Annotated in this window: 20 protein-coding genes and 1 pseudogene; 9 read left to right on the forward strand and 12 right to left on the reverse strand. The window is 71.7% G+C overall.

Features of this window, described 5'->3' with window-relative positions; genetic code table 11:
• Positions 1–21: 21 nt before the first annotated feature.
• Positions 22–909 carry an NADP-dependent oxidoreductase gene (locus ACQPZX_RS12500; protein WP_433378893.1) on the reverse strand — a complete coding sequence of 296 codons (888 nt, stop codon included), beginning with the start codon at positions 907–909 and terminating at the stop codon, positions 22–24.
• A gap of 99 nt (positions 910–1,008) precedes the next feature.
• Between ACQPZX_RS12500 and ACQPZX_RS12505 the strand changes: the two genes are divergently transcribed.
• Positions 1,009–3,114, forward strand: coding sequence for an alpha/beta fold hydrolase (locus ACQPZX_RS12505; protein WP_433378895.1), 2,106 nt, complete (start codon positions 1,009–1,011; stop codon positions 3,112–3,114).
• Positions 3,111–3,677: an HDIG domain-containing metalloprotein gene (locus ACQPZX_RS12510; RefSeq protein WP_433378897.1), complete on the forward strand. Its 567-nt coding sequence runs from the start codon at positions 3,111–3,113 to the stop codon at positions 3,675–3,677. The genes ACQPZX_RS12505 and ACQPZX_RS12510 overlap by 4 nt, the downstream gene beginning before the upstream one ends.
• Here the strand turns inward: ACQPZX_RS12510 and ACQPZX_RS12515 are convergent.
• Positions 3,674–5,083 (reverse strand): MDR family MFS transporter, encoded by a 1,410-nt coding sequence (locus ACQPZX_RS12515; protein WP_433378899.1) that lies wholly within the window; start codon positions 5,081–5,083, stop codon positions 3,674–3,676. The two genes, ACQPZX_RS12510 and ACQPZX_RS12515, sit on opposite strands and share 4 nt — an antisense overlap.
• A gap of 109 nt (positions 5,084–5,192) precedes the next feature.
• The gene (locus ACQPZX_RS12520; RefSeq protein WP_433378902.1) at positions 5,193–5,369 is read right to left on the reverse strand and encodes a YegP family protein; all 177 of its coding nucleotides are present in this window, start codon (positions 5,367–5,369) and stop codon (positions 5,193–5,195) included.
• 61 nt (positions 5,370–5,430) lie between these two features.
• Here ACQPZX_RS12520 and ACQPZX_RS12525 point away from each other — a divergent pair.
• Positions 5,431–5,726 (forward strand): annotated as a pseudogene (locus ACQPZX_RS12525) (pyrimidine dimer DNA glycosylase/endonuclease V).
• Here ACQPZX_RS12525 and ACQPZX_RS12530 read toward each other — a convergent pair.
• From ACQPZX_RS12530 to ACQPZX_RS12540, 3 genes are read right to left on the reverse strand one after another with little or no spacing between them, the layout of a single operon-like run.
• Positions 5,674–7,266, reverse strand: a complete 1,593-nt coding sequence (locus ACQPZX_RS12530) for a diguanylate cyclase domain-containing protein (protein ID WP_433378905.1) — start codon at positions 7,264–7,266, stop codon at positions 5,674–5,676. The pseudogene ACQPZX_RS12525 and the gene ACQPZX_RS12530 sit on opposite strands and share 53 nt — an antisense overlap.
• Positions 7,267–7,312: 46 nt before the next feature.
• Positions 7,313–9,739 carry an ABC transporter permease gene (locus ACQPZX_RS12535; RefSeq protein ID WP_433378908.1) on the reverse strand — a complete coding sequence of 809 codons (2,427 nt, stop codon included), beginning with the start codon at positions 9,737–9,739 and terminating at the stop codon, positions 7,313–7,315.
• The gene (locus tag ACQPZX_RS12540; RefSeq protein ID WP_433385208.1) at positions 9,736–10,458 is read right to left on the reverse strand and encodes an ABC transporter ATP-binding protein; all 723 of its coding nucleotides are present in this window, start codon (positions 10,456–10,458) and stop codon (positions 9,736–9,738) included. Before ACQPZX_RS12540 ends, ACQPZX_RS12535 begins: the two co-directional genes overlap by 4 nt.
• 164 nt (positions 10,459–10,622) lie before the next feature.
• Between ACQPZX_RS12540 and ACQPZX_RS12545 the strand changes: the two genes are divergently transcribed.
• From ACQPZX_RS12545 to ACQPZX_RS12555, 3 genes are all read left to right on the forward strand, one after another.
• Positions 10,623–10,835 (forward strand): hypothetical protein, encoded by a 213-nt coding sequence (locus ACQPZX_RS12545; protein WP_433378911.1) that lies wholly within the window; start codon positions 10,623–10,625, stop codon positions 10,833–10,835.
• Positions 10,836–11,105: 270 nt separating this feature from the next.
• Positions 11,106–11,384 carry a hypothetical protein gene (locus ACQPZX_RS12550; protein WP_433378914.1) on the forward strand — a complete coding sequence of 93 codons (279 nt, stop codon included), beginning with the start codon at positions 11,106–11,108 and terminating at the stop codon, positions 11,382–11,384.
• Positions 11,381–12,361 carry a hypothetical protein gene (locus tag ACQPZX_RS12555; RefSeq protein WP_433378917.1) on the forward strand — a complete coding sequence of 327 codons (981 nt, stop codon included), beginning with the start codon at positions 11,381–11,383 and terminating at the stop codon, positions 12,359–12,361. Before ACQPZX_RS12550 ends, ACQPZX_RS12555 begins: the two co-directional genes overlap by 4 nt.
• A gap of 10 nt (positions 12,362–12,371) precedes the next feature.
• On the opposite strand, the gene ACQPZX_RS12560 is transcribed toward ACQPZX_RS12555, so the two are convergent.
• Complete coding sequence (locus ACQPZX_RS12560) at positions 12,372–14,381, reverse strand: serine/threonine-protein kinase (protein WP_433378920.1); 2,010 nt, start codon at positions 14,379–14,381, stop codon at positions 12,372–12,374.
• 195 nt (positions 14,382–14,576) lie between these two features.
• On the opposite strand from ACQPZX_RS12560, the gene ACQPZX_RS12565 reads away from it, so the two are divergent.
• Positions 14,577–17,144: a TIM-barrel domain-containing protein gene (locus ACQPZX_RS12565; protein ID WP_433378923.1), complete on the forward strand. Its 2,568-nt coding sequence runs from the start codon at positions 14,577–14,579 to the stop codon at positions 17,142–17,144.
• A 22-nt stretch (positions 17,145–17,166) separates the two neighbouring features.
• Here the strand turns inward: ACQPZX_RS12565 and ACQPZX_RS12570 are convergent, their stop codons facing one another.
• Positions 17,167–17,748, reverse strand: coding sequence for a hypothetical protein (locus ACQPZX_RS12570; RefSeq protein WP_433378926.1), 582 nt, complete (start codon positions 17,746–17,748; stop codon positions 17,167–17,169).
• 95 nt (positions 17,749–17,843) lie between these two features.
• On the opposite strand from ACQPZX_RS12570, the gene ACQPZX_RS12575 reads away from it, so the two are divergent.
• Positions 17,844–20,567 carry a BTAD domain-containing putative transcriptional regulator gene (locus ACQPZX_RS12575; protein WP_433378928.1) on the forward strand — a complete coding sequence of 908 codons (2,724 nt, stop codon included), beginning with the start codon at positions 17,844–17,846 and terminating at the stop codon, positions 20,565–20,567.
• 354 nt (positions 20,568–20,921) lie between these two features.
• On the opposite strand, the gene ACQPZX_RS12580 is transcribed toward ACQPZX_RS12575, so the two are convergent.
• On the reverse strand, positions 20,922–22,295 hold the full coding sequence (locus ACQPZX_RS12580; protein WP_433378931.1) for an FAD-dependent oxidoreductase: 1,374 nt from the start codon (positions 22,293–22,295) through the stop codon (positions 20,922–20,924).
• A 71-nt stretch (positions 22,296–22,366) separates the two neighbouring features.
• Here ACQPZX_RS12580 and ACQPZX_RS12585 point away from each other — a divergent pair, with 71 nt between their 5' ends.
• Positions 22,367–22,930: a hypothetical protein gene (locus tag ACQPZX_RS12585; protein ID WP_433378933.1), complete on the forward strand. Its 564-nt coding sequence runs from the start codon at positions 22,367–22,369 to the stop codon at positions 22,928–22,930.
• On the opposite strand, the gene ACQPZX_RS12590 is transcribed toward ACQPZX_RS12585, so the two are convergent.
• Genes ACQPZX_RS12590 through ACQPZX_RS12600 form a run of 3 tightly spaced genes read right to left on the reverse strand, consistent with a single transcriptional unit; the run spans position 22,875 to position 25,277 of the window.
• Positions 22,875–23,960: an alpha/beta hydrolase gene (locus tag ACQPZX_RS12590; RefSeq protein ID WP_433378936.1), complete on the reverse strand. Its 1,086-nt coding sequence runs from the start codon at positions 23,958–23,960 to the stop codon at positions 22,875–22,877. The genes ACQPZX_RS12585 and ACQPZX_RS12590 overlap by 56 nt on opposite strands.
• Positions 23,961–23,970: 10 nt before the next feature.
• The gene (locus ACQPZX_RS12595; protein ID WP_433378939.1) at positions 23,971–24,642 is read right to left on the reverse strand and encodes a class I SAM-dependent methyltransferase; all 672 of its coding nucleotides are present in this window, start codon (positions 24,640–24,642) and stop codon (positions 23,971–23,973) included.
• Positions 24,639–25,277, reverse strand: coding sequence for a hypothetical protein (locus ACQPZX_RS12600; protein ID WP_433378942.1), 639 nt, complete (start codon positions 25,275–25,277; stop codon positions 24,639–24,641). The genes ACQPZX_RS12595 and ACQPZX_RS12600 overlap by 4 nt, the downstream gene beginning before the upstream one ends.
• Between the last annotated feature and the right edge of the window lie 10 nt (positions 25,278–25,287).

The raw sequence follows: 25,287 nt of genomic DNA on the forward strand, positions 1-25,287 counted from the left end.
GTCGACATCGCGTTACGGGTTTTAAAGTTCGAGTAGGGCCTTGCCGCGCAGATCGCCGCTCTCGAGGCGGGCGTGCAACTCGGCGACGCCGGCCAGTGGCGCGATCGTCTGGGGCTGCAGCGCGAGGTCGCCGGCGGCGAGCCGGTCCATGACCTGCCGCAGGGCGCCCGGGACGCCTTCGGGCACGACGTTGGAGAGCTCCACGCCGAGCTGCGGCCCACGCGGGTCGGAGAGCGTGATGACCCGCTCGGGGCCGCCGGCCGCGGTGATCGCGGCGCCGAGGTCGGTCCGGCCGGAGGCGTCGAAGACCGCGTCGACCCGCTCGCCGTAGGGCTTCGCGTAGTCGACCGGCACGCCGCCGAGCTGCTCGACCACGGCGAAGTCGGCCGGACGGACCGCGGCGACGACCGTGGCGCCGCGGGCCACCGCCAGCTGGGTGGCGATCCGGCCGACCGAGCCGGCGGCGCCGAGCAGCAGGAGGGTCTCGCCCGCTCCGAGATTCAATTGATCGAGTACGCGTGCCGCGGCCTCGCCGGAAGCGGGCAGCGCCGCCGCGTCGGCCCAGGAGACACCGGCCGGCTTGCGCACCCAGTAATCGGCCGCGACCAGGCCGGCATAGCCGCCGAGACGCGGCAGAAAGACGGCCACCTCGTCGCCGGCGCCCACGTCGCGCACCCCTTCACCGACGCTCTCGACCACGCCGGCGGCCTCGAAGCCCAGCACCGACCCGGCCCCGGCCGGAAAGACGCCTTGGAGGTGCCCGGCCCGGATCGCCAGATCGGTCGGCCCGACACCGGCATAGCGCACCGACACCCGGATCTGCCCGGCACCCGGCGCCGCGACCTCGATCTCACCGAGGCGCAGCACCTCCGGCCCGCCGAACCCGTCAAGCATCACAGCTCGCGTCATGTGCCCGACCCTATGCCGATCACGGGAGATGCGAACCGTGCCGCCCACCACACACGCGGTCGGGCAGCGGGCTCACGCGTACGGGTGTAGAAAGGCCCGATGAGCGTCCCCCAGCCTTTCCACGACCTCGACGCGTACGTCCGGCTGCCTCGCCTCGGCGGGCTGTGGCTGTCGCCGGACGGGCGGCGGCTCGTTGTCGGCGTGGGCACGCCCGACCGGAAGAACACCCGCTACGTCACCGCGCTGTGGGAGATCGACCCCGCCGGTGAGCGGCCGGCGCGGCGGCTGACCCGCAGCGCCAAGGGTGAGGCGGCGGCGGCTTTCACGCCGGCCGGCGACCTGCTCTTCACGTCGGCCCGGCCCGAGCCCGACCCGGGGGAGGACGACGACGACGAGCCGCGGTCGGCGCTGTGGCTGCTGCCGGCCGGTGGCGGGGACGCCCGGGTGGTGGCCAAGCCGCGCGGCGGCGTGCAGGGCCTGGTGGTCAGCGAGTCGGGCACCGTGGTGGCCGGCTCGGCGTTGCTGCCGTCGGCCGAGAGCCTCGACGGTGACCGGGAGCTGCGCAAGAAACGCAAGGAGGCGGGCGTCTCGGCGATCCTGCACGAGGAGTATCCGATCCGGCTCTGGGACCAGGATCTCGGCCCGGACCGGCCGCGGCTGGTCGCGGGCGAGCTCGGCGCGGGAGCGAGCGCAGGCGACGGCGCGGGAGCGGGCGCAGGCGAGGGCGCGGGAGCGGGCGCAGGCGACGGCGCGGGGGCGGGCGAGGACGACGAGGCGATCGAGCTTCGCGACCTCACGGGATACGCCGGGCGGGCGGTGAGCGACGAGTACGGCTGGGACATCACGCCGGACGGCCGCACGGTGGTCGCGGTGTGGACGGTGGCCGAGCGCGGCGGCTCGGAGCGGCCGACGCTGGTGGCGATCGACGTGGCGACCGGCGAGCGGCGGGTGCTCGCCGACGATCCCGACCACGAGTACGCGCAGCCGCGCGTCTCGCCGGACGGCACACGGGTGGTGGTCGTCGTCTACCGGCGGTCCACACTGGAGGATCCCGGCGACGAGTGGCTGGCCCTGTTCCCGGTCGACGGCGGCAAGCCGGAAGACCTGACCGCGGGCTGGGACAGGCATCCGCACAACGCCCGGTGGACGCCGGACGGCGCGGCGCTGATCGTGTCGGCCGACGACGGCGGGCGCGCGCCGCTGTGGCGGGTCGAGGTGGCGACCGGCGAGGTCACCCGGCTGACCCAGGACCACGGCGCGTACGGTGACGTCCGCATCTCGCCGGACGGGCGGTGGGCCTATGCGCTGCGCAGCGCCATCGACAGCCCGCCGACCCCGGTCCGCATCCCGCTGGCGGGCGCCGGCGACGCCGAGCCGCTGAACGGTCCGGCGCCGGCGCTAGCCGTACCCGGGAAATTGGAAGAAATCGCGGCGGAAGCCGCCGACGGCACGCCGCTGCGCGCCTGGCTCGCGGTCCCTGAGGGCGAAGGCGACAAGCCGCTGCTGCTGTGGATCCACGGCGGGCCGCTCAGCTCGTGGAACGGCTGGTCCTGGCGGTGGAACCCGTGGCTGGCGGTGGCCCGTGGCTACGCGGTGCTGCTGCCCGACCCGGCGCTGTCCACCGGCTACGGCCACGGGTTCATCAAGCGCGGGTGGGGCGATTGGGGCGACAAGCCCTTCACCGACCTGATGACGCTGACCGATGCCGCCCTGCAGCGCCCGGGCATCGACGCCGGGCGCACCGCGGCGATGGGCGGCTCGTTCGGCGGCTACATGGCGAACTGGGTGGCCGGGCACACCGACCGCTTCGACGCGATCGTCACCCACGCCTCCCTGTGGTCGCTCGAGCAGATGATGACCACCACGGACGCGGCGTTCTACTGGGCGCGCGAGCTCGACGCGGCCCGGCTGGAGGCGAACTCGCCGAACCGCTCGGCCGACGCCATCACCACGCCGATGCTGGTCATCCACGGCGACAAGGACTACCGCGTGCCGATCGGCGAGGCGCTGCGGCTGTGGTGGGACCTGCTGTCGCGGGCCAGGAACGAGGACGGTTCGAGCCCGCACAAGTTCCTGTACTACCCGGACGAGAACCACTGGATCCTCAAGCCCGGCAACGCCAAGGTCTGGTACGAGACGGTGTTCGCGTTCCTCGACCACCACGTGCGGGGGGAGGAGTGGCGGCGCCCGGAACTGCTCGGATGAGTTTCCTCCCGAGCGATGCCGAGATCAGAGCCCTGCACGAGCGTCTCGCGCCGGACAGCGCTGCCTTGGAATCGGTGTACACGCACTGCGAGATCGTGGCGGAGATCGCGGCCGGGCTGGCCGGCCCCTCGCTCGACGCTGACCTGGTGCGCGCCGGCTGCCTCGTACACGATATTGGTGTTTATCGTCTTGACGGCGCATATATCAGGCATGGGGTTATCGGGTACGGGATGATGCGCGAACTTGGCTTCTCGGAAGTGCTGAGCCGGTTCTGCGCTCGCCACACGGGGGTGGGTATCACCCGGGAGGACATCGTGGGTCAGGGTCTGCCGCTGCCGGCCGGCGATTATGTCGCGGAGACCGGGGAGGAGCGGCTGGTGATGTACGCGGACAAGTTCCACAGCAAGACCAGCCCGCCGGCGTTCGTCACCGCGGCGACCTATGCGCTGGACGTGAGCCGGTTCGGAGCGGGCAAGGCGGCCGCCTTCGCCGCGATGGTCGCCGAGTACGGCGAACCGGATGTCGCGTCGATGGCGGCCGCCTACGGGCACGCCCTCCGCTAAGCCTTGACCAGCTCGGGCGTGGGAGCCGTCGTCTTGGCGGGCCCCGGGAGGACGAACGAGAGCAGCACCGCGACCCCGGTGAAGCCGACCGTCCACCAGAACGCCGTGTCGAACGCCTCGGTGAGCGAGCCCGACCCGGCCGCCGAGGTGGCCAGGATGACGGCCAGCAGGGCGACCCCGGCCGAGCCGCCGACCTGCTGCGCGATGCGGGTGACGATGCTGGCGTGCGGCACCTGCTCGCGCTCGAGGCCGACGAACGCCGCCGTCATCAGCGGGATCATCACCATGCCGAGGCCGAGGCCGCGCACGAACAGCGTCACCATCAGCGCCCAGGTCGCGGTGTGCGCGCCGGCCAGCGCGAACGGCACGGTGGCCAGGCCGACCAGCACGAAGCCGAGGATCGACACCCAGCGGGCGCTGAAGCGTTCCAGCAGGCGCGCGGCAACCGAGCGGCTCAGCAACGAGCCGACGCCCTGCGGGATCAGCAGCACACCGGCGGCGAGGGCGTCCATGCCGCGCAGCTCCTGCCAGTAGAGCGGGAGCAGCAGCATCGCGCCGTAGAGCGAGGCGCCGGAGAGGAACATCAGCGCGGTCGCGGCCCAGGTCGAGCGCGAGCGCAGCACCTCGAGGTCGACGAGCGCACGGCCGCCCTTTTGCAGGGCCCAGAACACGAACGCGACCAGCAGCGCGGCGCCGCCGAGCAGCGGGACGAGCACGTCGGTGTGGGCGAAGCCGCCGTCGCCGCTGACGTTGGACAGGCCCCAGAGCAGCGCGACCAGTGCCGGCGACAGCAGCGCCAGGCCCACCAGGTCGAGGCGGCCGCGGCGGCCGGGCTCATCGGCCGGGATCAGGCGGGCGGCGAGGACCAGGCCGATCAGGCAGAGCGGCACGTTCACGAGGAACAGCCAGCGCCAGTCGCCGACGCCGAGGATCAGGCCGCCGATCACCGGGCCGAGGATCGGGCCGACCGCGATCGGCAGCGCGACCACCGACATCATCCGGCCGCGGTCGCGTTCCGAGGTGGCCTGCATGATCATCGTGGTCATCAGCGGGATCATCGCGCCGCCGCCCAGCCCCTGGACCACGCGGAACGCGATGAGGCTCTCCGCGCTCCAGGCCAGCGAGCAGAGCACCGAGCCGAGCAGGAAGAGGGTGAGCGCCGTCATCCAGAGCCGCTTCGCGCCGAGGCGCCCCTGCAGCCAGCCGACGGTCGGGATGACGACGCCGAGCGCCAGCAGGTACGCCGTGCTGACCCACTGGATCGTGCCGACGCCGGCGCCGAGGTCGGTGCCCAGCTCGTGCAGGGCGACGCTGACGATCGTGGAGTCGAGGATGACCGCGATGCCGCCGGCGAGGACCGCGACGGCGGTGCGCAGCGCGGTGGGGTCGATTTTCGGAGTGGACATGGGGCGCCGCCCTTAAGATGCGCGAGTGTATCTTACAACGCAACCATAGGTCGCTAAGGTAAGATACGCAAGTGCATCTTAAGGGCGGCGCCAAGCGGCACCTGAGGGGTCAGGCGGTCTGGTCGTCGACCGACGCGCCACCCGCGCTCTTCTGGATCGAATCGATCGTGTTCAGCGCGGACGCCTTCTGCTTGTAGGACTCGCTGGTCGCGACAACCTGCCCATTGGTGGCCACGAGGTTGAAGCGGAACTCTCCATTGGTGGTCTTCTTCACCACGAACTTCATCGAATCACCTCCGCCCCTCAGGTAACCGTTTTGCCGGTTCTCAAACGGGCATGGTGGTGCCGTGCAGACGTTCCTGCCGTACCCGGGTTTCCGGGAGAGCGCCGCCGCGCTCGACCCGCGGCGGCTCGGCAAGCAGCGGGTGGAGACCATCCAGGTGCTCCGGGCACCGGCATCACGGCCGTGCGCACTCAGCGGGAGCTCGCGGCAGCCGGCGCGCTGCCGCCCTGGCTCGGCGAAGCCGAGCTGCACCGCAGCCACCGGTCGGCTTTGCTGCGCAAGGATGCCGCCTACTACCGGGACGTCTTCACCGATGTGCCGGATGACCTTCCTTATGTATGGCCTTCGCCTCGTACATAGCGGCGTCGGCGCGGGCGATCAGCTCGTCGGGGGTGTCCGTGCCCGGCGCCGACCAGGCGACGCCCACGCTGGCCCGGGGAACCCCGCCGTCGTCCTTGCCCACGACCGGTATCAGGCCGGCGCCGATCCGCGCGGCCTCCGCCGGTCCGGGCACGTCGTGCAGGATCACCAGGAACTCGTCGCCGCCGATGCGGCCGACCACGCCGGGTGGCGGCACGGCCAGGCGCAGCCGGGACGAGACCTGGGTGAGCAGTTGGTCGCCGGCGGCGTGGCCGTACCGGTCGTTGACCTGCTTGAAGCCGTTGAGGTCGAGGAACACGACCGCCGTGCCGGACTGCGCGGCCTCGACCGCCTCCTGCAGGGCGGCCATCGTCGCGGCGCGGTTGTGGCAGCCGGTCAGCGGGTCGAAGGTGGCCCGGTGCCGCAGCTCCTCGCGCAGGCGCACGTCCTCGGTCACGTCGGCGAGGCAGATGATCGCGCCGGTCACCGCGCCGTCGTCGCCGGTCAGCGCGCGCAGGTTGGCCCGGATCCGGCGCACGCCCCGGCCGGGCTCGCGGCTGCCGTACTCGATGTCGACGTCGTTGCCGGAGCCGAGCACCTCGGCGATCGCGTAGTCGGCGGCCGGGCGGTCGGCCGGCAGGATCGGGTCGAGCTGGTCGCCGAGCACGTCGCCGGCCCGGGCGCGCAGGGCGCGGGCCGCGCGGTCATTGAGGTAGGTGATCCGGCGCTCGGCGTCGATCTGCAGGATGCCCAGCGGCAGCGTCTCGGTGAGCCTGCGCATCAGCTGCTCGGCGGCGCGGACCGCCTCCTGGGCCGCCATCTCGTCGGAGATGTCGAGCATCTCGGCGATCACGCCGGGGCGCTCGGGGTCGGCCAGGTGGTTGTGGTTGGTGATCTCGAACCAGACCGCGTGCCCGTCGCGGTGCAGGTGGCGCAGGCGCACCCGCCGGGCCGAGCCGGCCGGGGTGCTCAGCATGTCCATCCAGCTGGCGATGGCCCGCTCGTGGTCGTCGGGGTGCACGATCTCCAGGCTGCGCACCCCGGCCAGCTCGGCCGGCGAATAGCCGAGCAGCGGCGCGACCTCCGGCCCGGCCTCGGTGATCACCGCGGTCTGGTCCTTGTGCACGGTCACCAGCCGCGGCCGCACCTCGTCATGCGTCAGCGTGAGTTCGGCGGAGTGGTCCTCCATGCCGGTGATCAGGCCGGCGTAGACGCCGAGCCGGTGCGTGACGTCGATCAGGTGCAGCCGGACCTGGTGGTCGGGCGCCGCCAGCAGGCGTATGAGACAGTTGCCCACGCCTTCGTGCAGCGCCCGATGCCAGGTCTCGATGACGATCCGCTGGTCCTCGGTGATCACCAGGCCGAGCATCGACGTCGGCCCCTCGATCGGCCGCAGGCCGGTCGAGGCGAGCTCGTCCGGCAGTGGCACGAACAACCCGGTCGACGACACCGCCGCGATGTACGCGTCGGAGTGCTGGGCGAGCGTGGCGGCAAGGACGGCATCCCTGCCCGCGGGATCCATCAACCGGTCTTCGGCCATGCAGCGTCCGATCGGCAGCCCGCGGGCCCGGGTGAGAAAAGTCAGGTCATTCCTTGATGCCGATGTTGTCGATCGGCGGGGTGCGCAGCAGCCGCCGCACCGGCCAGATCGTCGAGACCAGGGCCAGCGCGGTCACCCCGCCCAGCACGGCCACCCACCCGAGCGGCGGGATGTACGGGATCGGGTTTCCGGTCAGCGCCAGCACGATCGAGCCGAGCGTGAGCGCCGCGATGGTCGCGCCGATCAGGACGGCGGTGCCGAGCAGCCCGGCCTGCTCCGCGTTGACCATCCGGCGGATCTGCCGCCGGGTCACCCCGACCAGCTGCAGCAGGGCGAGCTCGCGCCGCCGGGCGAGCGCGGCCATCACCATCGTGGTGGACGCGGCCAGCGCCGCGTACCCGAGCATCACCCCGATGAACATCCGGTTGAGCCACGCGCCGATCGCCAGGTCGGTGCCGATCATCCGGGTACGGGTGGCGGCGTCGAGCACCGCGCTGCGTGGGTGGCCGGCGCTCCACGCGGCCAGCGAGGCCGCGCCGCCGGGCCCGGTGCGCACCAGCACCTCGTCGTCGGCGTCGCGCGGGAGGTGGCCCGCCACCGTCTCCTTCGCCAGCGTCACGTCGCCGAATCCGAGCCCGCGGCGATAGATGGCGACGACCTCGAGCGACGCCGGCGTGCCGTCACCGAGCCACAGCGTCGCCGTGTCGCCGACGTGCCAGCCCGACGAGGACGCCTGCATCGCCGAGAGCGCCACGGTTCCCTTGCCCAGCGCGGCGAGGCTGCCCTCCAGCACGCCGAGGTCCATCGTGGCAGCGACGCCCGCCGGGTCGACCGCCTGCGCCGCGACCGGCTCGATGCCGTCGAAGGACTTCACCACGATCGACGTACGGCGAATGCCGGTGGCCGCCTGCACGCCGCCGAGCGCGCGGATCTCGGCCGCCGAACCGCCCACCACGACCCGGTCGGCGAGCGTGCCCACCCGGTTCTGCGTGGTGGTCTGCCGGGCGAGGTTGTTCTGCAGGAACCACACCGACCCGCCGAAGCCGACCGCCAGCACCAGCGCGGTCAGCACGGTCGCCATGCCCTGCGCGTTGGCCCGCAGGTTCTTGGCGGCCAGGTAACCGCTGGCGTGCCACACCCGGTTGAGCACCGGGGTCAGCAGCCGGGCCGCGAAGGCGTTGATCCAGGGCGCGAGCAGCGCCACCGCGAGGACGAACAGATACAGCATCCCGACCGCGCCGGCCAGCGCCGCGGTGGCTCCCGTGAGCGCGGCGGTGAACCCGCCCGCGGCGCCCGCCGCGATCAGCGTGAGGACGCCGAAGACCAGCCGCACCACGCCGCTGCTCTTGGGCTCGACGGCGATCTCGCCGAGCGCCTCCACCGGCTTGATGCGGGTGACCCGGCGGCCGGCGATCAGCGCGGCGAGCACCGCCACCAGCACCGCCGTGCCGACCGCGACGAGACCGGCGATCGGCCCGCCCGCGAGCGGGAAGCCGGCCGGGATGAACCCGCGGTCGATGAGCTCGCCGTGCGCCCAGCGGGCGGCGAGCAGCCCGCCCGGCACGCCGACCACGGCGGCGACCAGGGCGAGCAGCGCGGTCTCGGCCATCAGCATGCGGCGCAGCTGGCCCGGCGTGGCGGCGACGGCCCGCAGCAGGGCCAGATCGCGGCGTCGATGCCGCACCGACAGCCCGATCGTGCCGGCGACGACGAAGACGATCAGCATGACCACGTAGCTGCCGAACGCGGAACCGGCCTCGATGAGCAGGGTGCGAGCGGCGAGGCCGTCCGACTGCTCGGCGTCGCCGCGCCGATCTCCCGTGTACGTCCCGGCGCCGGCGACCCGGGCGGCGGCGTCCACATCGGACGTGCGGACGCCGATCGCGTCGTACCGTCCGGGATGCGCGGAAAGCCGGGCCGCCTGGGCGCCGGTGAAGAAGACCTGCGGCGCGCCGGTGTCGACGGTCGAGGTCACCCGGTAGGACTGGATCGTTCCAGCGACCATCAGCTTGAGGTGGTCACCGGTCGAGGCGCCGAGCCGGGAGTCGGCCACCACCTCGTCGTCGGTCTTCGGTGCGGCTACCGGCGGGCCGCCTGCGAAGGCGTACACGTCGAAGGAATGACCGATCGCCTGCGGTGAGTCGATGATGATCCGGTCGTCGCCCGCGACGGCCGTGACCCCCGGCGCCTGGCGGAGCTTCGCGACCAGCCCGGCGTCGACGGTGCCCTCGGGCAGAGCGGCGGTGGCGGTGGTCGTGTCGCCGCCGAACTCCTTGTAGGTGTGGCTGACCTCCCGGTTCGCGACGACGAGGTCGGCGGCGCGAAAGAGCGTCGGCGCGGGGTGGTAGCGCACGCCCGACTCGACGAGCGTGCCCAGCGCGGTCAGGATGAGCACGCCGGCCACGAGCGCGATGAGTGTGGCGACGGCCGGCCCGGCGCGGTGACGCAGCAGCTTGGCGGCGAGGGCGGTCATCGCGCGACCCTCCGATCGAGCGAGGCCAGGTGTTCCGCGATGCGGGCGGCGCCCGGCTGCGGCATGTCCCCGACGATGCGGCCATCGGCCAGGATCAAGACCCGGTCCGCGTACGACGCGGCGACCGGATCGTGCGTCACCATGACGACGGTCTGCCCCGCCTCGTCGACGGCGGCCCGCAGCAGCGCCAGCACATCGGCGGCGGTCCGCGTGTCGAGCGCACCGGTCGGCTCGTCGCAGAAAATCACCTCGGGCCGGGTGGCCAGGGCCCGCGCGATCGCGACCCGCTGCTGCTGCCCGCCGGAGAGCGCCGACGGCCGGTGGCGCAGCCGGTCGCCGAGCCCGACCCGCTCGACCACCTGCCGCAGCCACGCGTGATCCGGCCGCACGCCGGCCATCCGCAGGGGCAGCACGATGTTCTCCTCGACGGTCAGCGCGCCGATGAGGTTGAAAGCCTGGAACACAAAGCCGATTCGCGTACGGCGAAGCTCGGTCAACTTCGTCTCCGACAATGTGGACAGTTCCGTGTCACCGATGAACACCCGTCCCGAGCTGGCCCGGTCGAGCCCCGCCGCGGTCTGCAGCAGCGTGCTCTTCCCCGAGCCGGACGGCCCCATCACCGCTGTGAAGGTGCCCCGCTCGAAGGCGGCGTCGACCTCGTCCAGGGCGGTGACCGGACCGTAGACCCGCCTGAGTTTCTCCACGCGTACCGCGGACATCGTCATGCCTTCCGTGTCGTCGTTGTGGCGCACGGAAAACGCTAGGGAGGCGGCCGGCCCGCAACCATCCAGCCAGATACCGAATCGGAGGTACAGCAGGCTGTACCCGAAGAGTGGTGCCAGGTGGATTGGCCCCGGCCGGCGCGCTTCGTAGCGTCATCGGCATGAATGACGACTACAGCATCAGCCAGACCCCTTCCGAGCGCCGCGGCGGCGCCCTGCGCCCCATCCTGTGGGTGCTCCTGATCCTGAGCGCCGCCACCAACGCCGTGCTCTCGTCGGTCGCCAACCCCTTTGTCAGCTCGGCCTTCGGGCTGGTGGCCCTGGCCTGCGCGACCACGCTGATCGTCCACCACTACCGCCACCGCGCCCGCTGACCCTTCCGATTCGGTGCGCACGCAGAACATGAGCAAAACCACTGAAGCCTCATGTTCTGCGTGATACGAAATTGCGTGGCGAACTCACATCCTGAACACCGGTCGCGACCTGCGTGTTTGCGATGTGAATGATCTTGCCCTAGGCTCTCTCTGCGGGTGTACTGTGCCCGCACAAGGCCTCGACTGACGTCGAGGCTTTTTCTTTTGGTCTTCGAGGCCCCGCTCGCATCTCGCGAGCGGGGCCTTTCGTGTTTATGGAGGAAGGTTTCGATGTCCGAAGGGACCCAGTTCCCCATCCCCACGCCGGTCGTCATGGCCGTGGTGATCGCCGTCAGTGCGCTCATCGCCATCGCCATCACTGCTTTTTTGCTCAACCAGATCGCCAGGCGGGCGCTCGACAAGACCACTCCGGACGGCGTTGAATCCGTCATCCATGCGCTCGGTACGCTGATTGATCCGCTCCGGATGTTCCTACCCTGGGCGCGAGGTTTCCGGGTGCGTCGGCCGAAGAAGGAAAAGCCCACACCTTCCACGGAGGACCGGAAGTGAGCAGCGGGAGCAGGCGTCTGTCGGATGAGACCGGCGAGTCCGCCGTCGGAGATCTGGTTGGCGAAGCCCTCCTGGCCGAACTCCAGTTGCGGATCGCCGACGAGACCGGACGGGACATCATCCTCGGCGCCGTCGGACTGGAGATGTCTCATCGAAACCTGGCTCTCGCGCTTAATACCGACAGGGCAAGCCTGAGCGCGCGCTTCGCTGAACTGATCAGTATGTTGCGCGAGGACCCGGAGATGGCGGCAAAACTGCGAGATCTTCGCCGTGCCGGCCGAGTCGAGAACTTCCTGACCCTCGCGGTTCGGCTCGGACTGCAGCGTTGGTTCTGTGCTGCATGCGGCTCGTTCATGGTGCAATCCGAACTTGGCCGCCCGCGGCGAACTTGCGGGAGCAGGTGCCGAGTCAGGCTTTCGCGCGCGAAGGGCAAGACCAGCGTGAGTGCTTCGGTGATTGACCGCCCGGTCGGCCCGGTCAAGCTTGCGCCTTCGTCGGATTTGTTGCTTCACCAGTTGAGGCGGCCCCTCGACCTGGGAAGGCGGCACGACTTCGCCCGGATCACCGGCCGTCAGCTGTACGAACGAGCTGTCGTGCTCTTGGGATTCGGCTGTGACATCGCGCTGACTTCCGCGGACATCGCAGCGCTCGACGTCGAAGATGTGGTTCGCAAAGCGGGGGGCCTGGAGGTGAGGTTATTTCGGAAGGCGACCCGGCCGACCCAATACGTCACCGTGGCGGCCAGGTGCGACCAGGCTATCTGCCCAGCTGCGGCACTACTCGCCTGGAAACGGCATTTGGCAGCAGCCGGGCATCGATCCGGGCCCTTGTTCGTACGGCTGCATGCCGACCCGGCGAAGAGAATGACTGGCCGGCAGGTAGCCGAGATCATCACACGCAACACGCGCCTTGCCTTGAAGGATCGGAAGCTTGATCATCTCAAGACCTCTGCCCCGGTGCGGTCGTTGATCGAGTAGCGACAGCTCGCTAGGCCAGATCCAGGCGGGCCACCGAGGTCACCTTGCCGGCTTTGATCGTCACGACGGCGGGCCAGGGGGAGGTGCCGTCGGTGGTGGTGGAGAACTCGCGGAAGCTCACCGGGCACGTGCCGGCACGCGTACGGGAATCCCGGCATTTTTGGGGGTTCCTGCGGTAGTCCAGGTAGGCCGGCTTGTCGGCCAGGGGCAGGCTCACGGCCAGCGAGCTGGTGGCCGGGACGTATTTCTGGGAGCACCTGGGGGAACTGTCGGCCAGGGCGAAGCGCCGGCAGTACTCACGGCCGGAGAGGAACTCGGTGGGTTCGACGATGGCCACGCCGCCGGCGTCGTAAAGGGTCCACATGCCGGCGGTGAACTGCGCGTCGCCGGTGGCGAAGGGCGGCACGGCGGGGGCGGCCGGGTCGGCGCCGGACCGTAGCTCGGCGTCGGTGTAGGTGACGCGGCCGGTGGAGGCGCCCAGCAGGACTCGGCCGCTGACCAAGGCGGACTCGGTCAGCATGCCGTCAAGGACGTCGGCACCGTCGATCGCGACAGTTGCGGAGCGGTCGGTGGTCGCCAGCGAGATGCGATGGGCCTTGCCGGGGGCGGTGGGGCGCTTGGCGGCCGCGATCGGGCTCACGGCGCCGCCGATGGTGCTGGCCAGGCGGACCTCGCCGGGGCAGATGGTGGCGAGGTAGCCGTCGCGGAAGTAGTTGACCAGGTTGCCGTCCTCGCCCACGGCGCGGAAGACGATCGCGGCGCAGGAGCGCGCGTCGGCCAAGGTCGCGCTGACAGCGATGGTCTGGGTGGGTGGAAAGACCACGTAGGGAGTGAGGGCGCACATCGCGGCGTCGGCTGTCTTGGCCGTTACGCGCAAGCCGTTGCGGTAGGTGCAGGTGCCGTACTGGTCGGTGGACGTGTTGACGAAGCCGGGGCCGCGCAGGGCGTCGAAGAGGGACGGGCCGGCGACCGCGGCGGGCGCCGACGGCGGGGGAGGGGCCTCCGCCGGCGTGGGCTCGCGGTTGCGCAGGACGGTGCCGGCCCCGACGGCGGCCACGGTGGCGAGGGCGATGGCCGTGATCGCGGCGGTGCGGCGCTTGCGGCCCCGCTTTTCGAGGGACCAACCGGTGCCGGTGCGGTAGTGGGCGGCGGCCTCGGCCTCGCGGCGCAGCTCGATCGGGAGCGAGGGAGCGCTGGGCGAGGAGCCGGAGACGAGGAGGCGGTCGAGCAGCTCGGGCGCGCTGGGGCGGTTCGAGGGGGACTTCTCCAGCGCGGCCAGGACCAGCTCGGCGAGGTAGGGCGGGAGGTCGCCAAGGCGGGGTGGCTGGGTGAGGATGTGCGCGGCGGTGACGGTGGGGATGTCACCGCCGAAGGGGGTGCGGCCGGTGCCGGCGTACGTGACCAGCGCGCCCCACGCGAACACGTCGACGGCGGGCGTGAGGTGGTGGTCGGCGTCGGTGTCGAAGCGCTCGGGCGCCATATAGGCGAGGGTGCCGACCATCTCCTCCGCGCGGGTGTGGAAGGAGGTCGGCTCGAGCGGGCGCGCGATGCCGAAGTCGATGACCTTCGGGGTGCCGAGGGCGAACAGCACGTTGCGCGGCTTGAGGTCGCGGTGGATGACGCCGGCGCCGTGGATGGCGGCGAGCGCGGTGGCCACGCCGACCGCGACGCCGTGCAGGCTGCCGCCGGTCAGCGGGCCGCGGTCGTCGACCACCTCGCTGAGGCTGGGCCCGTCGACATATTCGACCACCAGGTACGGCGTGACGTGCTCGGGGTCGGCGTCGAGGACCTCGGCGGTGCAGAACGGCGGCACCTGGCGGGCCCGGTCGACCTCGCCGCGGAAGCGGGCGCGGAACTCGGGCTCGTGCGCGTACTCGGGGCGGATCACCTTGACCGCCACCGGGCGGCCGGTCGGCGCCGACGCCAGGAAGACCGAACCCATGCCGCCCTCGCCCAGCCGGGACAACAGCCGGTAACGGCCGATGTACCGAGGGTCGGTAGGGCGCAATGGGGCAGGCACGACAAGACAACGTACCTTGTTCGCCCGGTAATTCATTGACATCGATGACTCGCGCCCGACAGCGTTGTCAGCATGGTCGGTCGCGGGTTTGTCGGTCTCATGCTGGTTGCGGGCTTCGCGGCGGTGCCGCACGGTGCCGCCCCTCAAAATGCTGTTATTTCTGGTAATGCGCGGTTTGAGGTGCTCTCGCCCACGTTGATCCGCACGGAGTACGCGCCGGACGGCAAGTTCACCGACGCGGCGACGTTCAACGTGATCGGCCGCGACAAGTTCACGCCCACGACGTTCCGCAGCAGCACCACGAACGGGTGGCTCACCATCGACACCGGCGCGGTGACCCTGCGCTACCAGGTCGGATCGGGCGCGTTCACCACCGGCAACCTCACCGTGCGCCTCAACGCCGGCCGCCAGGTCGTGCAGGCCGCGCCCTGGGCCGGCCACGTCACCCCCGACTGCGCGCTCGCCACGCTCTGCGAGGCCGAGTCGCTCGCGCTGCGCGGCCCGGGCGTGGCGAACGACCACGGCGGCTACACCGGATCGGGCTTCGCCGCCGGATTCCAGTCGACCGGCGACTCCCTGGGCTTCGCGGTCACCGCCTCCGGCACGTATCAGCTGAGCCTCCGCTACGCCAACGCGACCGGCGGCGATGGGCAGAACACCACGCGCACCCTGACCGTAACCGTGGACGGCGGCTCCGCCCGTACGATATCGATGCCTCCGACCGGAAGCTGGGATACCTGGGCCGTCGCGACCGCCTCGCTCGATCTCGCTGCCGGCCGGCACGAGATCGCCATCGCGCGCACCGCCGCCGACTCCGGCAACGTGAACATCGACAGCCTGGCGGTGGTCCAGCCCGGCGGCGCCTTCCCGGCGCCGACCACGCCGCGGCCCAAACCTTGTGCGTTCGGCACGCTCTGCGAGGCGGAAACCGGGTCACTCGCGGGCGGCGCGGCGCCGGCTCAGAACCATAACGGGTACGCCGGGAGCGGCTTCCTCGCCGGCCTGGAACGCGCCGGAGCGGGCGACGCCATCACCGTCACCGGAGTGCCGAGCGCGGGGACCTACCGCGTGCAACTGCGCTATGCCAACGGGAAAGCCGGGGCGCAGCCCGTGCAATCGCGGACCATCACGGTCAACGGGGCGACCGCCACGCTCGCGCCCACGAGTGGCTGGGACTACTGGCGTACGGTGTCGATCCCGGTCTCTCTCGCGGCCGGAACCAACACGGTGACGCTGGGCTGTCCCACCGACGCCAGTTGTAACGTCAACCTCGACACCGTCGCCGTCACCACCGCGGACGCGCCGCTGCTCGCCCCGCACGCGCCGCTCGGCGGCTACCGGCGCGGCCTCGACGGCGTCGACGGCGGCGCGCTCACCGCGCCCGGCCTGCTCTACCAGGACGGCTGGTCGCTGCTGGACGACTCGCTCACCCACCAGGACGCGTACGTCTTCGGGTACGGCCAGAACTACGCCCTCGGCCTGCAGGACCTCTCGACGCTGACCGGCCCGACGAAGCTGCTGCCGCAATGGGCGTACGGCGTCTGGTACTCCGAGTACTACGACCGCACCGCCGCCGGCTTCCAGCAGATCGTGCAGCGCGCCCGCGCCGAGGGCGTGCCGCTGGACGTGATGGTGGTGGACACCGACTTCAAGGCGCCCGACAAGTGGAACGGCTGGACGATCGACCCGGCGAAGTTCCCCGACCCGCAAGGCTTCGTCAACTGGCTGCACGCGCAGGGCGTGCGCACCGGCTTCAACATCCACCCGAGCATCCTCGGCTCCGACCCGCGCTTCGCCGCCGCGCAGGCCACCGCGAAGGGCAAGCTGCAGCGGGTCGGCTGCAACGGCGGCGCGGACTGCTACGTCTTCGACTGGGGCGACCCGGACCAGCTCGCCGCGTACCTCCAGTTGCACCGGCAGCTCTTTCCCGGCAAGCCCGACTTCTGGTGGCTGGACTGGTGCTGCGACGGGTCGCGGTCGTCGAAGGCGGACGTCACGCCGGACGCGTGGATCAACCAGAAGTACGCCGACGAGACCGGGTTCGCGTTCTCCCGGGCGTACGGGTCGCTGCAGGCCGGCGGTTACAGCGGGCCGACCGCGGTGCCGACCGGGCCGTGGGCCGACAAGCGCACCACCCTGCACTTCACGGGCGACACCACGTCGAACTGGGAGACCCTGCAGTTCGAGGTCGGCTACACCGGCGGCGAGTCGGTGGCGACCGGGCTGGCCGCGGTCAGCCACGACATCGGCGGGCACACCAACGGCCTGCAACAGCCGGGGACCGAGCCGGGCAGCACCAAGCTCCCCGACGACCTGTACGCCCGCTGGGTCCAGTTCGGAACGTTCCAGCCGATCGACCGCCTGCACTCCAACCACAGCGACCGCCTCCCCTGGCAGTACGGGCCGGCCGCCAACGCGTCGGCGAAGAAGTTCCTGAACCTGCGGAAGACGCTGCAGCCGTACACGTACAGCGCCGCCGCCGAGGCGACCCGCACCGGCACCCCGATCGTCCGGCCGCTCTATCTGGCCTATCCGACCGAGCAGGAGGCGTACGCGACGGCCGGCGCCGAATATCTCTACGGCCCCGACATGCTGGTGGCCCCGGTCACGACGCCCGGGACCTCCGCCACCACCACAGTCTGGTTCCCGCCGGGCAGCACCTGGACCGACTACTTCACCGGTAAGCGCTACGCCGGCGGGACCACCGGTCAGATCACCACCACGCTCGACACCATGCCGGTGTTCGTCCGCAGTGGAGGCTGACCGCCCCCCTTACTTGGCAAGATCAGCAGGGAATGATGCCGTCCACCGGGGACCAGCCGACCCCGGTCAGCTGCTGGGCGTACGCGGCCGGCATGTTCCACCAGCTGCCGTCGGTCCAGAAGTACAGCCACGGGCGGGTGCCACGGGTCTGGTTGTTCACCCAGGAGCCCATCGTGACCCACGGGATGTAGTTGTAGACGCCGCAGTCATACATGTGGATGGAGTCGCCGGTCTGCCGTTCACCGCTGTAGGCGCAGAAGTAGTAGTAGGCACAGTAGGAGGCGGCGAGGCCCCGCGGCTGGGCCTCGCCCGGCACGGTGAGGTAGAGGTCGGCGCCCTTGAGCGCGATCGTGTTGAAGCTCTTCTGGGTGGCGCCCTTGCCGAGCTTGGCCAGGTACGCGTTTGCCTTGCCCTGCAGCGAGGCCGACTGCTTGGCGGTCAGGCCGGCCGAGCGGGCCTGGCCGGCGAAATCGGCGCGGACACTGGACGCCGGCGCGGTCGCGGCGAAGTCCACCTTGCCCGAGCTCCCGGGGCTGTCCGGCGCGGCGGACGGCGGGCCGGCGACGAGCAGAGTGGTGGCGAGCGCTAGCAGTGTGCTGATCATTTGTGCCTCCCCGTTTGGTGTGGACCGAGCATCTCCGGGGTGTCTTGACACGAACTTGACACGGCTTTCTTATTTTGATCGGTAGGGTTCGATGGATGGAGTTCCGGCTGCTGGGGACGCTGGAGGTCGCGCACGGGTCCTCGATCGTCGCGCTTGGGCGGCGTCGTGGTGAGCGCCTGCTGCTGGGACTGTTGCTGCTGGAGGCGGGCCGTCTGGTCGCCGTCGACCGGCTGCTCGACATGCTCTGGGACGACCAGCCGCCGCCCAACGCCGCGGCCATCCTGCAGACCCACCTGGCCCGGCTGCGCGCGGTGCTCGATCCTGCGCGGGACGGTGCCCACGGCATCCGGCTGCTGCGCAGTGGCGAGGGCTACGTCGCCGAGGTCGACCCGCAGCGGGTGGACGCCCACCAATTCCACACGCTGGTCGAGCGTGGCCGGCAGTCGGCCGACCCGGCGGCGCGCTCGGCCGTGCTGCGGGAGGCGCTGGCTTTGTGGCGCGGGCCGCTGCTCGACGGCCTCGCCTCCGACCGGCTGCGCGACCGCATCGGAACCGGCCTGGCCGAGCTGCGCCTGGCCGCGTGGGAGATGCGCGTCGAGGCCGAGCTGGCGTGCGGGCGGCACCACGACGTCATCCCCACGCTGACCGGGCTGGTCGACGAGCACCCGGCGCGGGAGCGGCTCACCGCCGCGCTGATGCTGGCTTTGCACCGCGCCGGCCGCCGCACCGAAGCCCTCGAGACCTATCGGCGGGTGGCCCGGCACCTGGCCGACGAGTACGGCCTCGACCCGGGCGCCGGGCTGCGCCGCCGGCACGAGGAGATCCTGCGCGACGACCCGGCGCTGGCGGCCCCGGCCCGCCTCTCCGTCACCCCGGCGCACCTGCCGGTGGCGCCGCCGGTGTTCGTCGGCCGCGAGGCGCATCTGAGCGAGCTCGACGGCGACGCCGCGATCATCTCGATCGGCGGCACGGCCGGGGTCGGCAAGACCGCGCTGGCGGTGCACTGGGCGCATCGGGTGGCCGCCAAGTTCCCCGACGGGCAGCTCTACGTGAACCTGCGCGGCTTCGACCCGGCGGGCTCGCCGGTGTCGCCGGCCGAGGCGATCCGCGGCTTCCTCGACGCGCTCGGGGTGGCGCCGGCCCGGGTGCCGGACGAGCTGCCGCAGCAGGTCAACCTCTACCGCAGCCTGATGACGGAGCGGCGGATGCTGTTGCTGCTCGACAACGCCCGCGACGCCGACCAGGTGCGCCCGCTGCTGCCCGGCTCGCCGCGCTGCCGGACCGTAGTGACCAGCCGCAACCAGCTCGCCGGCCTGGTCGCGATCGAGGGTGCCCGGCCGTTGGCGCTGGCGGTGATGCCGGCTGCGGAGGCGCGTGACCTGCTCGTGCGGCGGCTCGGCGCGGACCGGATCGCCCGGGAGCAGGCCGCGGCCGAGCAGATCATCGATCGTACGGCTCGTCTGCCGCTCGCCCTGGTGATCGTCGCGGCCCGCGCGGCGATGCAGCCGGACCTGCCCCTGGACGCGCTGGTCGACCGGCTGGCCGAGCTGGCGCCGCTGGCCGAGAGCGATCCGGCGACCGACCTGCGGGCGGTGTTCTCGTGGTCCTACGAGCGGCTCGGGCCGGCGGCCGCTCGGTTGTTCCGGCTGCTCGGCACCCACCCGGGGCCGGACTTCACGGCGGCCGCGGCGGCGGCGCTGGCGGGCGGGCCGGTGGAGGAGGAGCTGGCCGAGCTGCTGTCGGCGAACCTGCTCAGCGGGGACGGGCGATACGCCTTCCACGACCTGCTGCGGGCATACGCGGCCGGGCTGGCCGCGGCCGACGACAACCGGGCCGCCGCGCACCGGCTGCTCGACCACTACCTGCGGCAGGCTCACGCCGCGGCGCTGCTGCTCGACCCGCACCGGGATCCGCTGGAGCTCCCACCGCCGCCGGCCGATCCGCCCGGCGCGGGGCTGCCCGGCACTGAGGCGGATGCGGCGGACTGGTTTGCGGCCGAGCGCAGTGTGCTGCTCGGCGCGATCCGGCACGCGGCCGATCAGGGGTTCGACACTCATGCCTGGCAGCTCGCCTGGGCGCTGACCAACGTGCTCGACCGCCTCGGCCGGTGGAGCGACCTGATCGAGACCCACGAGGTGGCGCTGGCTGCGGCTCGCCGCCTCGGGGATCCGGGCGGTCAGGCGCACGCGCACCGCGGCCTGGCCCGCGCCTACACCCGGCTCGGCCGCTACGACGAGGCGTCCGAGCACTTCGACGAGACGCTGCGGCTGTTCGCCGACGCCGGGGATCGGGCCGGGCTGGCCCGCACACACCTCAACCTGGGCCAGGTCCACGAGCGGCAGGGGCGGCACGCCGAGGCGCTCGAGCAGGCGCTGGGCGCGCTCGACGCCTACCGCGAGCTGGGACACCGGGCCGGGCAGGCCCGTGCGCTCAACAACATCGGGTGGTCGCTGACCGGGCTCGGGCGCTACGCCGAGGCGCTGGCCCGGTGCGAGGAGGCGCTCGCCCTGCACCAGGAGATCGGCAACCGGGTCGGGGAGGCGAACACCTGGGACAGCGTCGGCCACGCCCACCACCATCTGGGCCGGCACGCGGAGGCGGTCGCCTGCTACGGCCGGGCGGTGGCGATGTTCCGCGAGGTGGGCGACCGCTTCAACGAGACGGAGGCGCTCACCCACCTGGGCGAGGCGCGCCTCGCCTCCGGCGACCCGCTGGGCGCCCGCGCGGCCTGGTCCGACGCCCTCACCATCCTCGACGAGCTGAGCCGCCCCGACGCCGGCGCCCTCCGCGACCGTCTCGCCGCCCTGCTGAGCGGCTGACCACTCGATCGGGTGAACCGATATCACGTCGACGCGCGTTCATCGCACTCATCTGTGTAGGCCACGACGACCTCGTTGAAGGATCTGATGTGACAGACGATGCTGGACCCGCCGACCGTCTTTCCCACCGCCGCCCGACGCGCGATCCTTGGTCGCCGCGTGGTGTCGTCGCGGTCGTGAACACGATGTTGCTGGGGGTGGGCGCGGTGTTCGTGCCTGAAGAAAGGTGGCAACCTCATGGCTCCGGCGGACCCGACGCTGGCGCACGCCGTCCCCGAGCCTGGAGGAGGCACGTCGAATCGTGCGCGACGCCCGGCGCCAGGTGGAAGCATCAAGCCACGACCCCACGCGCGGCTAGGCGGTTGAGCGCGCCCCGATCGCGAGCGCGCGGGCCAGGAACCGGGGCTCGGCCAATGCGCTCGGGTGCGCCAGCATCGCCGTCACCTTGCCCAGCTGCTGGTTCACCCGCTGGTCGCGCATCGACGCCTTGAAGATGCGGCCGCTGATCCACTGGATCGCCTTGTAGCCGCGCGGATACGGCCCGTCCACGTGGGGGAGCGCCAGGTCGGCCATCGTGGACACCTGCCACGCGGCGTCGACGATCACCTTGACGTCGGCGAAGTAGGAGCGGGCCGGGCGGGCCAGGTCGGGGTCGCCGCGCAGGTACTCGGACAGGGCCGACGCGTGCAGCATCGCGGAGGTCATGCCCTGGCCGTACACGGGATTGAAAGACGCCACCGCGTCGCCCGCCGCGACCAAGCGCGACGGGAACCGGCGCAGCCGGTGGAACTCACGGCGTCGGCTGTCGGCCTGGTGGTAGGTGATGACCTCGCCGACCTGCTCGGCCGTCGTGGCGACCTCGCCGAACTCGGGTGGGAAGTCCTCGACGCAGCGCCGCCGGAAGTCGAGGTCGTCGCGGTCGGGGCGGTCGCCGGCGTAACCGGAGACCAGCATCGTCCACCGGTCGCCCTCGATCGGGGTGAAGCCGCCGATCCGGGCGACCTTGCCGGGGCCGGGGTTGGCGACCGAGATGCACGACCACACCGACGGGTTCGCGGGGCGGCGGAAGAGAGCGGTGGCGTAGTTGAGCTTGATGCCCATGCGCTTCATCTCGGGCTTGGGGAATCCGTTCGCCTCCAGCCAGTCGCCGAGCCGGGAGGACCGGCCGGTGGCGTCGACGACGAAGTCGGCCGGCTCCTCGCCGCCGTCGAGGCGCACGCCGGCCACCGCGTCGCCCTCGAACACCAGGCCCTCGGCCCGGGCCCGGAGGAAGCGCACGTTTGGCAACGCCCGCACGCGTTGGCGGATCAGCGACTCGAGGAACGGGCGGCTGGAGATGAGGGCGGCCGGCGGGGACTCGGACGGCGGATCCTGGCGCAGCCGGCCGTCCAGGTAGAAGCGGTTGGTGCGGGGCGGCGGGTTCACCGCGCCGGCCGCGAGCGCCTCCTCGTAGAAGCCGGGGAACCAGCGCTTCAGCTGGTTGAGGCCGGAGGGGAGCAGCGCGTGCACCTGGCTGCCCTGCGGCACACCGAGTCGCGGCTCGTCGCCGGGCAGATCGAGGTCGTCCCGCTCGACGATGAGGACTTGTTCGGCGTGGTCGCTGAGCACCCGGGCGGCCATCAGCCCGGCGACGCTGCCGCCCAGCACCACGGCTTGCCGTAACAGCACTTGCTGGCCGGTCGGAGGCTCGGACGTCGAGAGGGCGGCGAAGCGGCGAGCGGCAGGCATTCGCTAAAGATACCTGTCGATTATTAGTTAAGACGTGACTTATATAAGCGGACGGTGTAACAATGCGGGGCATGAACTCCCGGATCGGGCCCGTCGAGCGGGCCACCAAGCGCTCGTGGGACGAGTGGCTGGCGTTCATGGAGCGCGCCGGCGCGAGCGAGCTCGACCACAAGGCCATCGCGGTCAAGGTGTTCTACGAGCTCGAGGGCACCGGCATCGAGCCGCTCGGCTGGTGGACGCAGGCGGTGACTACCGCGTACGAGCAGTACATCGGCCGCCGCATCCCCGGCCAGCGCCCCGATGGAACGTTCCAGATGAGCGTCAGCCGGTCCACCAAGCTCGGCATGCCGGAGCTGATGGAGGCCTGGGTCGCTTTCGCGCCGGCCGACGAGTTCGTGGCCGGCGCGATCGAGGGCGAGCCCAAGGTGAGCGGCACCGAGCGCCGCATCACCTGGCGGGTCAAGGGCGCCGGCGGCTCGCAGATCATCGTGACCAGCGAGCCGAAGCCCAACGGCACCGCCTCGCTCATCGCGGCCCAGCTGGGCCTGCCGTCGCCGGAGCTCAACGACGAGGCGCGGGCTAGCTGGACGGAGGCTGTCGCACGCTTTCTCCGAACGCTGCCACCGCCTCGATGACGTAGCTGTAGCGCAGCGAGTAGTACAGGTCGAAGCCGTGCTGGCCGCCGGGCAGCTCGACGTATCGGACCGGCTGCGAGCTCGCCGCGCGCAGCCGGCCGGCGAAGTCGCGGGCATCCTCGACCAGCGTCAGGCTGTCGTTGGCGCCGTGCACGACCAGGAACGGCGGCGCCTCTCCGATGTGGTCCAAAGGGGACGATCCCGGGCCGGCGATGCGGCCGTAGTAACCGCCGAAGCCGATCGCCGCGTCGATTGCGGTGTTCTCGCCCTCGAAGCCGGGCTGGAACGCCGGGTCGTTCGGCGTCAGCGCGAGCATCGCGGCCATGTGGCCGCCGGCCGAGCTGCCGGAGGCGATGATCGTACGGGGATCGCCGCCGTACTCGCCGATGTGCGACCGCACCCACGCGACGACCTTCTTGCCGTCGACGTGGTGGTCGGGAAAGCTCGCCGGCGCGAGGCGGTAGTTGGCGTTCACGCACACCCACCCCCGCGCGGCGAGCTGGTTGAGCATGGCGCGCGCCTCCCGGTTCTTGCTGCCCATGCGGAAGCCGCCACCGTGGAAGAACACCAGGACCGGCCCGCCGCCGCGGCGATCCCGGCGGTGGTACACGTCGAGCAGGTTGTGCTTGCCGGCGTCGCCGTACGGAATATTGCGCACCAGCGCGACGTCCCGGCGGCGCTTGACCGTCGGCGCGAGCAGGATGTGCGCCCACGGCCGGCGCCCGAACGTGAGGCCGAACGCCGCCGGGGTGCGCAACGCCCGCTCGATCAGCACCGCCAGCCCCACCACGGTGAGCACCGCGAAGCCGAGCACCTCCAGCCCGCCGGGTGAGTCGAGGTCGCCCTGCGCGAAGGCGAGCGCGCTGATCGCCACCAGGATGTAGATGCCGACGAACGGCAGCTCGTTGATCTGGAGCGTCACCCAGAAACTCCAGTGCGACGGCGTCGTGTGCGGCGGCCGCGGCGCGACGATGGCGGTGGCGGTGCAGAACGCCAGCAGCGCGACGGGGATGGCATATCCGATCGGCATGCCCACGACGCTAGGACAACCGCGAGCCATTCGTCAGGTCCAATTCCGGCCCGGTCGAGTAGACCGCTAGCCACGATTGTCCGCTGTAGGTCGGGCGGATCTCGGCGGCCCCGAGCAGGCCGCTCAGCTCGTCTCGGGTCAGGAAATGGTAGGACGACGTGCGCAGGATCCGAGCGTTGATGACGCCCACGACCAGCAGCGGCAGGATGAAGCGCCACAGCGCGAGGATGCCGTGCTCGCGCACGATCGGGCCCATCCGGGCGCCGGCGCGCGGGGTGGTGAGCACCAGCCGGCCGCCCGGCGCGAGGCGGCTCTTCAGCGTGGCGAGCGTGCGTGCCGGGTCGGCGAGGGCGTAGAGCACGTGCCCGCAGACGATCACGTCGAAGACGCCGCTCACCTCGGCCAGGTCGCCGTCGAGGTCGGCGCGCACGTACGTGGCGCCCGGGTTCTTGCGCTGCGAGCGGCGCAGCATCGCAGCCGACAGATCGGCCGCCACGATTTCGCGGGGGTGTTTCGCGGCCAGCGCGCGCGTCAGGTTTCCGGTGCCGCAGCCCGCGTCGAGCACGCGCCCGGGCCGCTCCGGCACTTCCCGGGCAATTTCCAAGACCATTTTCTCGTACGGGCGCAGCCGCGCGACCGCGTCGTAGCAGCGGGCATAGACGTCCCACAGGGCGGTGTTCACACCCGGATCCCGTCGTCCATGAAGTCCGCGACCTCGTCGTTGCCGGCGGCCCGGATCTGCGCCGTGAAGCCGTCCACCGCGCCCCACGCCGGATAGACGACCGTCTCGGCGCGCACGCCGGGATAGGCGCCGGCGAGCCGGATCGGCCGGGCCCCGACGGTGACCGCGCCGGGCAGGACCCGCTCGAGGGTCGCCCGCACCGCCGGGATCACGCTCATCACCCAGAGCCGGTCGCCGCGGCGCACGCTGTCGTGATAGATCGCCCGGTACAGGTGCAGGGTGGCGATCAGCGGCACGTGCGGCGCCTTGGCCACCCCGGACGGCTCGGCTATCAGCTCGGACGGGCACCCGTCGAGCGCCGCCGGCCGGTCGTCGCCCATCAACCGCAGAGTGGGCAGCGACCCGCCGCTGACCTTCGTGGCCACGGCGACGAGCCGGCCGCCGGCGTCGTACGTCCCGAACCAGCGGACCCGGTGGGCGGCCGCGCGGTCGTGCCACGGCAGCCAGCCCTCGCGCGTCAGCGCCGCCGCGGGGAGGTGCCCGCTCCGGACGTACGCGTCAGCCTGAAGCCCTTTGGCCTCCGCCAGCGCGACCGGTTCGACCAGCGCGCGGCACTCGAAAGCCCCCCGTAACACCGGCCCATGG

This window comes from Actinoplanes sp. CA-142083, assembly GCF_050942195.1.
GTDB lineage: Bacteria > Actinomycetota > Actinomycetes > Mycobacteriales > Micromonosporaceae > Actinoplanes.

What these genes read in the sequence shown, in the direction of transcription:
- ACQPZX_RS12500 (WP_433378893.1), bottom strand. Translation starts at nt 909, where the DNA reads ATGACGCGAGCTGTGATGCTTGACGGGTTCGGCGGGCCGGAGGTGCTG.
- ACQPZX_RS12505 (WP_433378895.1), top strand. Translation starts at nt 1,009, where the DNA reads ATGAGCGTCCCCCAGCCTTTCCACGACCTCGACGCGTACGTCCGGCTG.
- ACQPZX_RS12510 (WP_433378897.1), top strand. Translation starts at nt 3,111, where the DNA reads ATGAGTTTCCTCCCGAGCGATGCCGAGATCAGAGCCCTGCACGAGCGT.
- ACQPZX_RS12515 (WP_433378899.1), bottom strand. Translation starts at nt 5,083, where the DNA reads ATGTCCACTCCGAAAATCGACCCCACCGCGCTGCGCACCGCCGTCGCG.
- ACQPZX_RS12520 (WP_433378902.1), bottom strand. Translation starts at nt 5,369, where the DNA reads ATGAAGTTCGTGGTGAAGAAGACCACCAATGGAGAGTTCCGCTTCAAC.
- ACQPZX_RS12530 (WP_433378905.1), bottom strand. Translation starts at nt 7,266, where the DNA reads ATGGCCGAAGACCGGTTGATGGATCCCGCGGGCAGGGATGCCGTCCTT.
- ACQPZX_RS12535 (WP_433378908.1), bottom strand. Translation starts at nt 9,739, where the DNA reads ATGACCGCCCTCGCCGCCAAGCTGCTGCGTCACCGCGCCGGGCCGGCC.
- ACQPZX_RS12540 (WP_433385208.1), bottom strand. Translation starts at nt 10,458, where the DNA reads ATGTCCGCGGTACGCGTGGAGAAACTCAGGCGGGTCTACGGTCCGGTC.
- ACQPZX_RS12545 (WP_433378911.1), top strand. Translation starts at nt 10,623, where the DNA reads ATGAATGACGACTACAGCATCAGCCAGACCCCTTCCGAGCGCCGCGGC.
- ACQPZX_RS12550 (WP_433378914.1), top strand. Translation starts at nt 11,106, where the DNA reads ATGTCCGAAGGGACCCAGTTCCCCATCCCCACGCCGGTCGTCATGGCC.
- ACQPZX_RS12570 (WP_433378926.1), bottom strand. Translation starts at nt 17,748, where the DNA reads ATGATCAGCACACTGCTAGCGCTCGCCACCACTCTGCTCGTCGCCGGC.
- ACQPZX_RS12575 (WP_433378928.1), top strand. Translation starts at nt 17,844, where the DNA reads ATGGAGTTCCGGCTGCTGGGGACGCTGGAGGTCGCGCACGGGTCCTCG.
- ACQPZX_RS12580 (WP_433378931.1), bottom strand. Translation starts at nt 22,295, where the DNA reads ATGCCTGCCGCTCGCCGCTTCGCCGCCCTCTCGACGTCCGAGCCTCCG.
- ACQPZX_RS12585 (WP_433378933.1), top strand. Translation starts at nt 22,367, where the DNA reads ATGAACTCCCGGATCGGGCCCGTCGAGCGGGCCACCAAGCGCTCGTGG.
- ACQPZX_RS12590 (WP_433378936.1), bottom strand. Translation starts at nt 23,960, where the DNA reads ATGCCGATCGGATATGCCATCCCCGTCGCGCTGCTGGCGTTCTGCACC.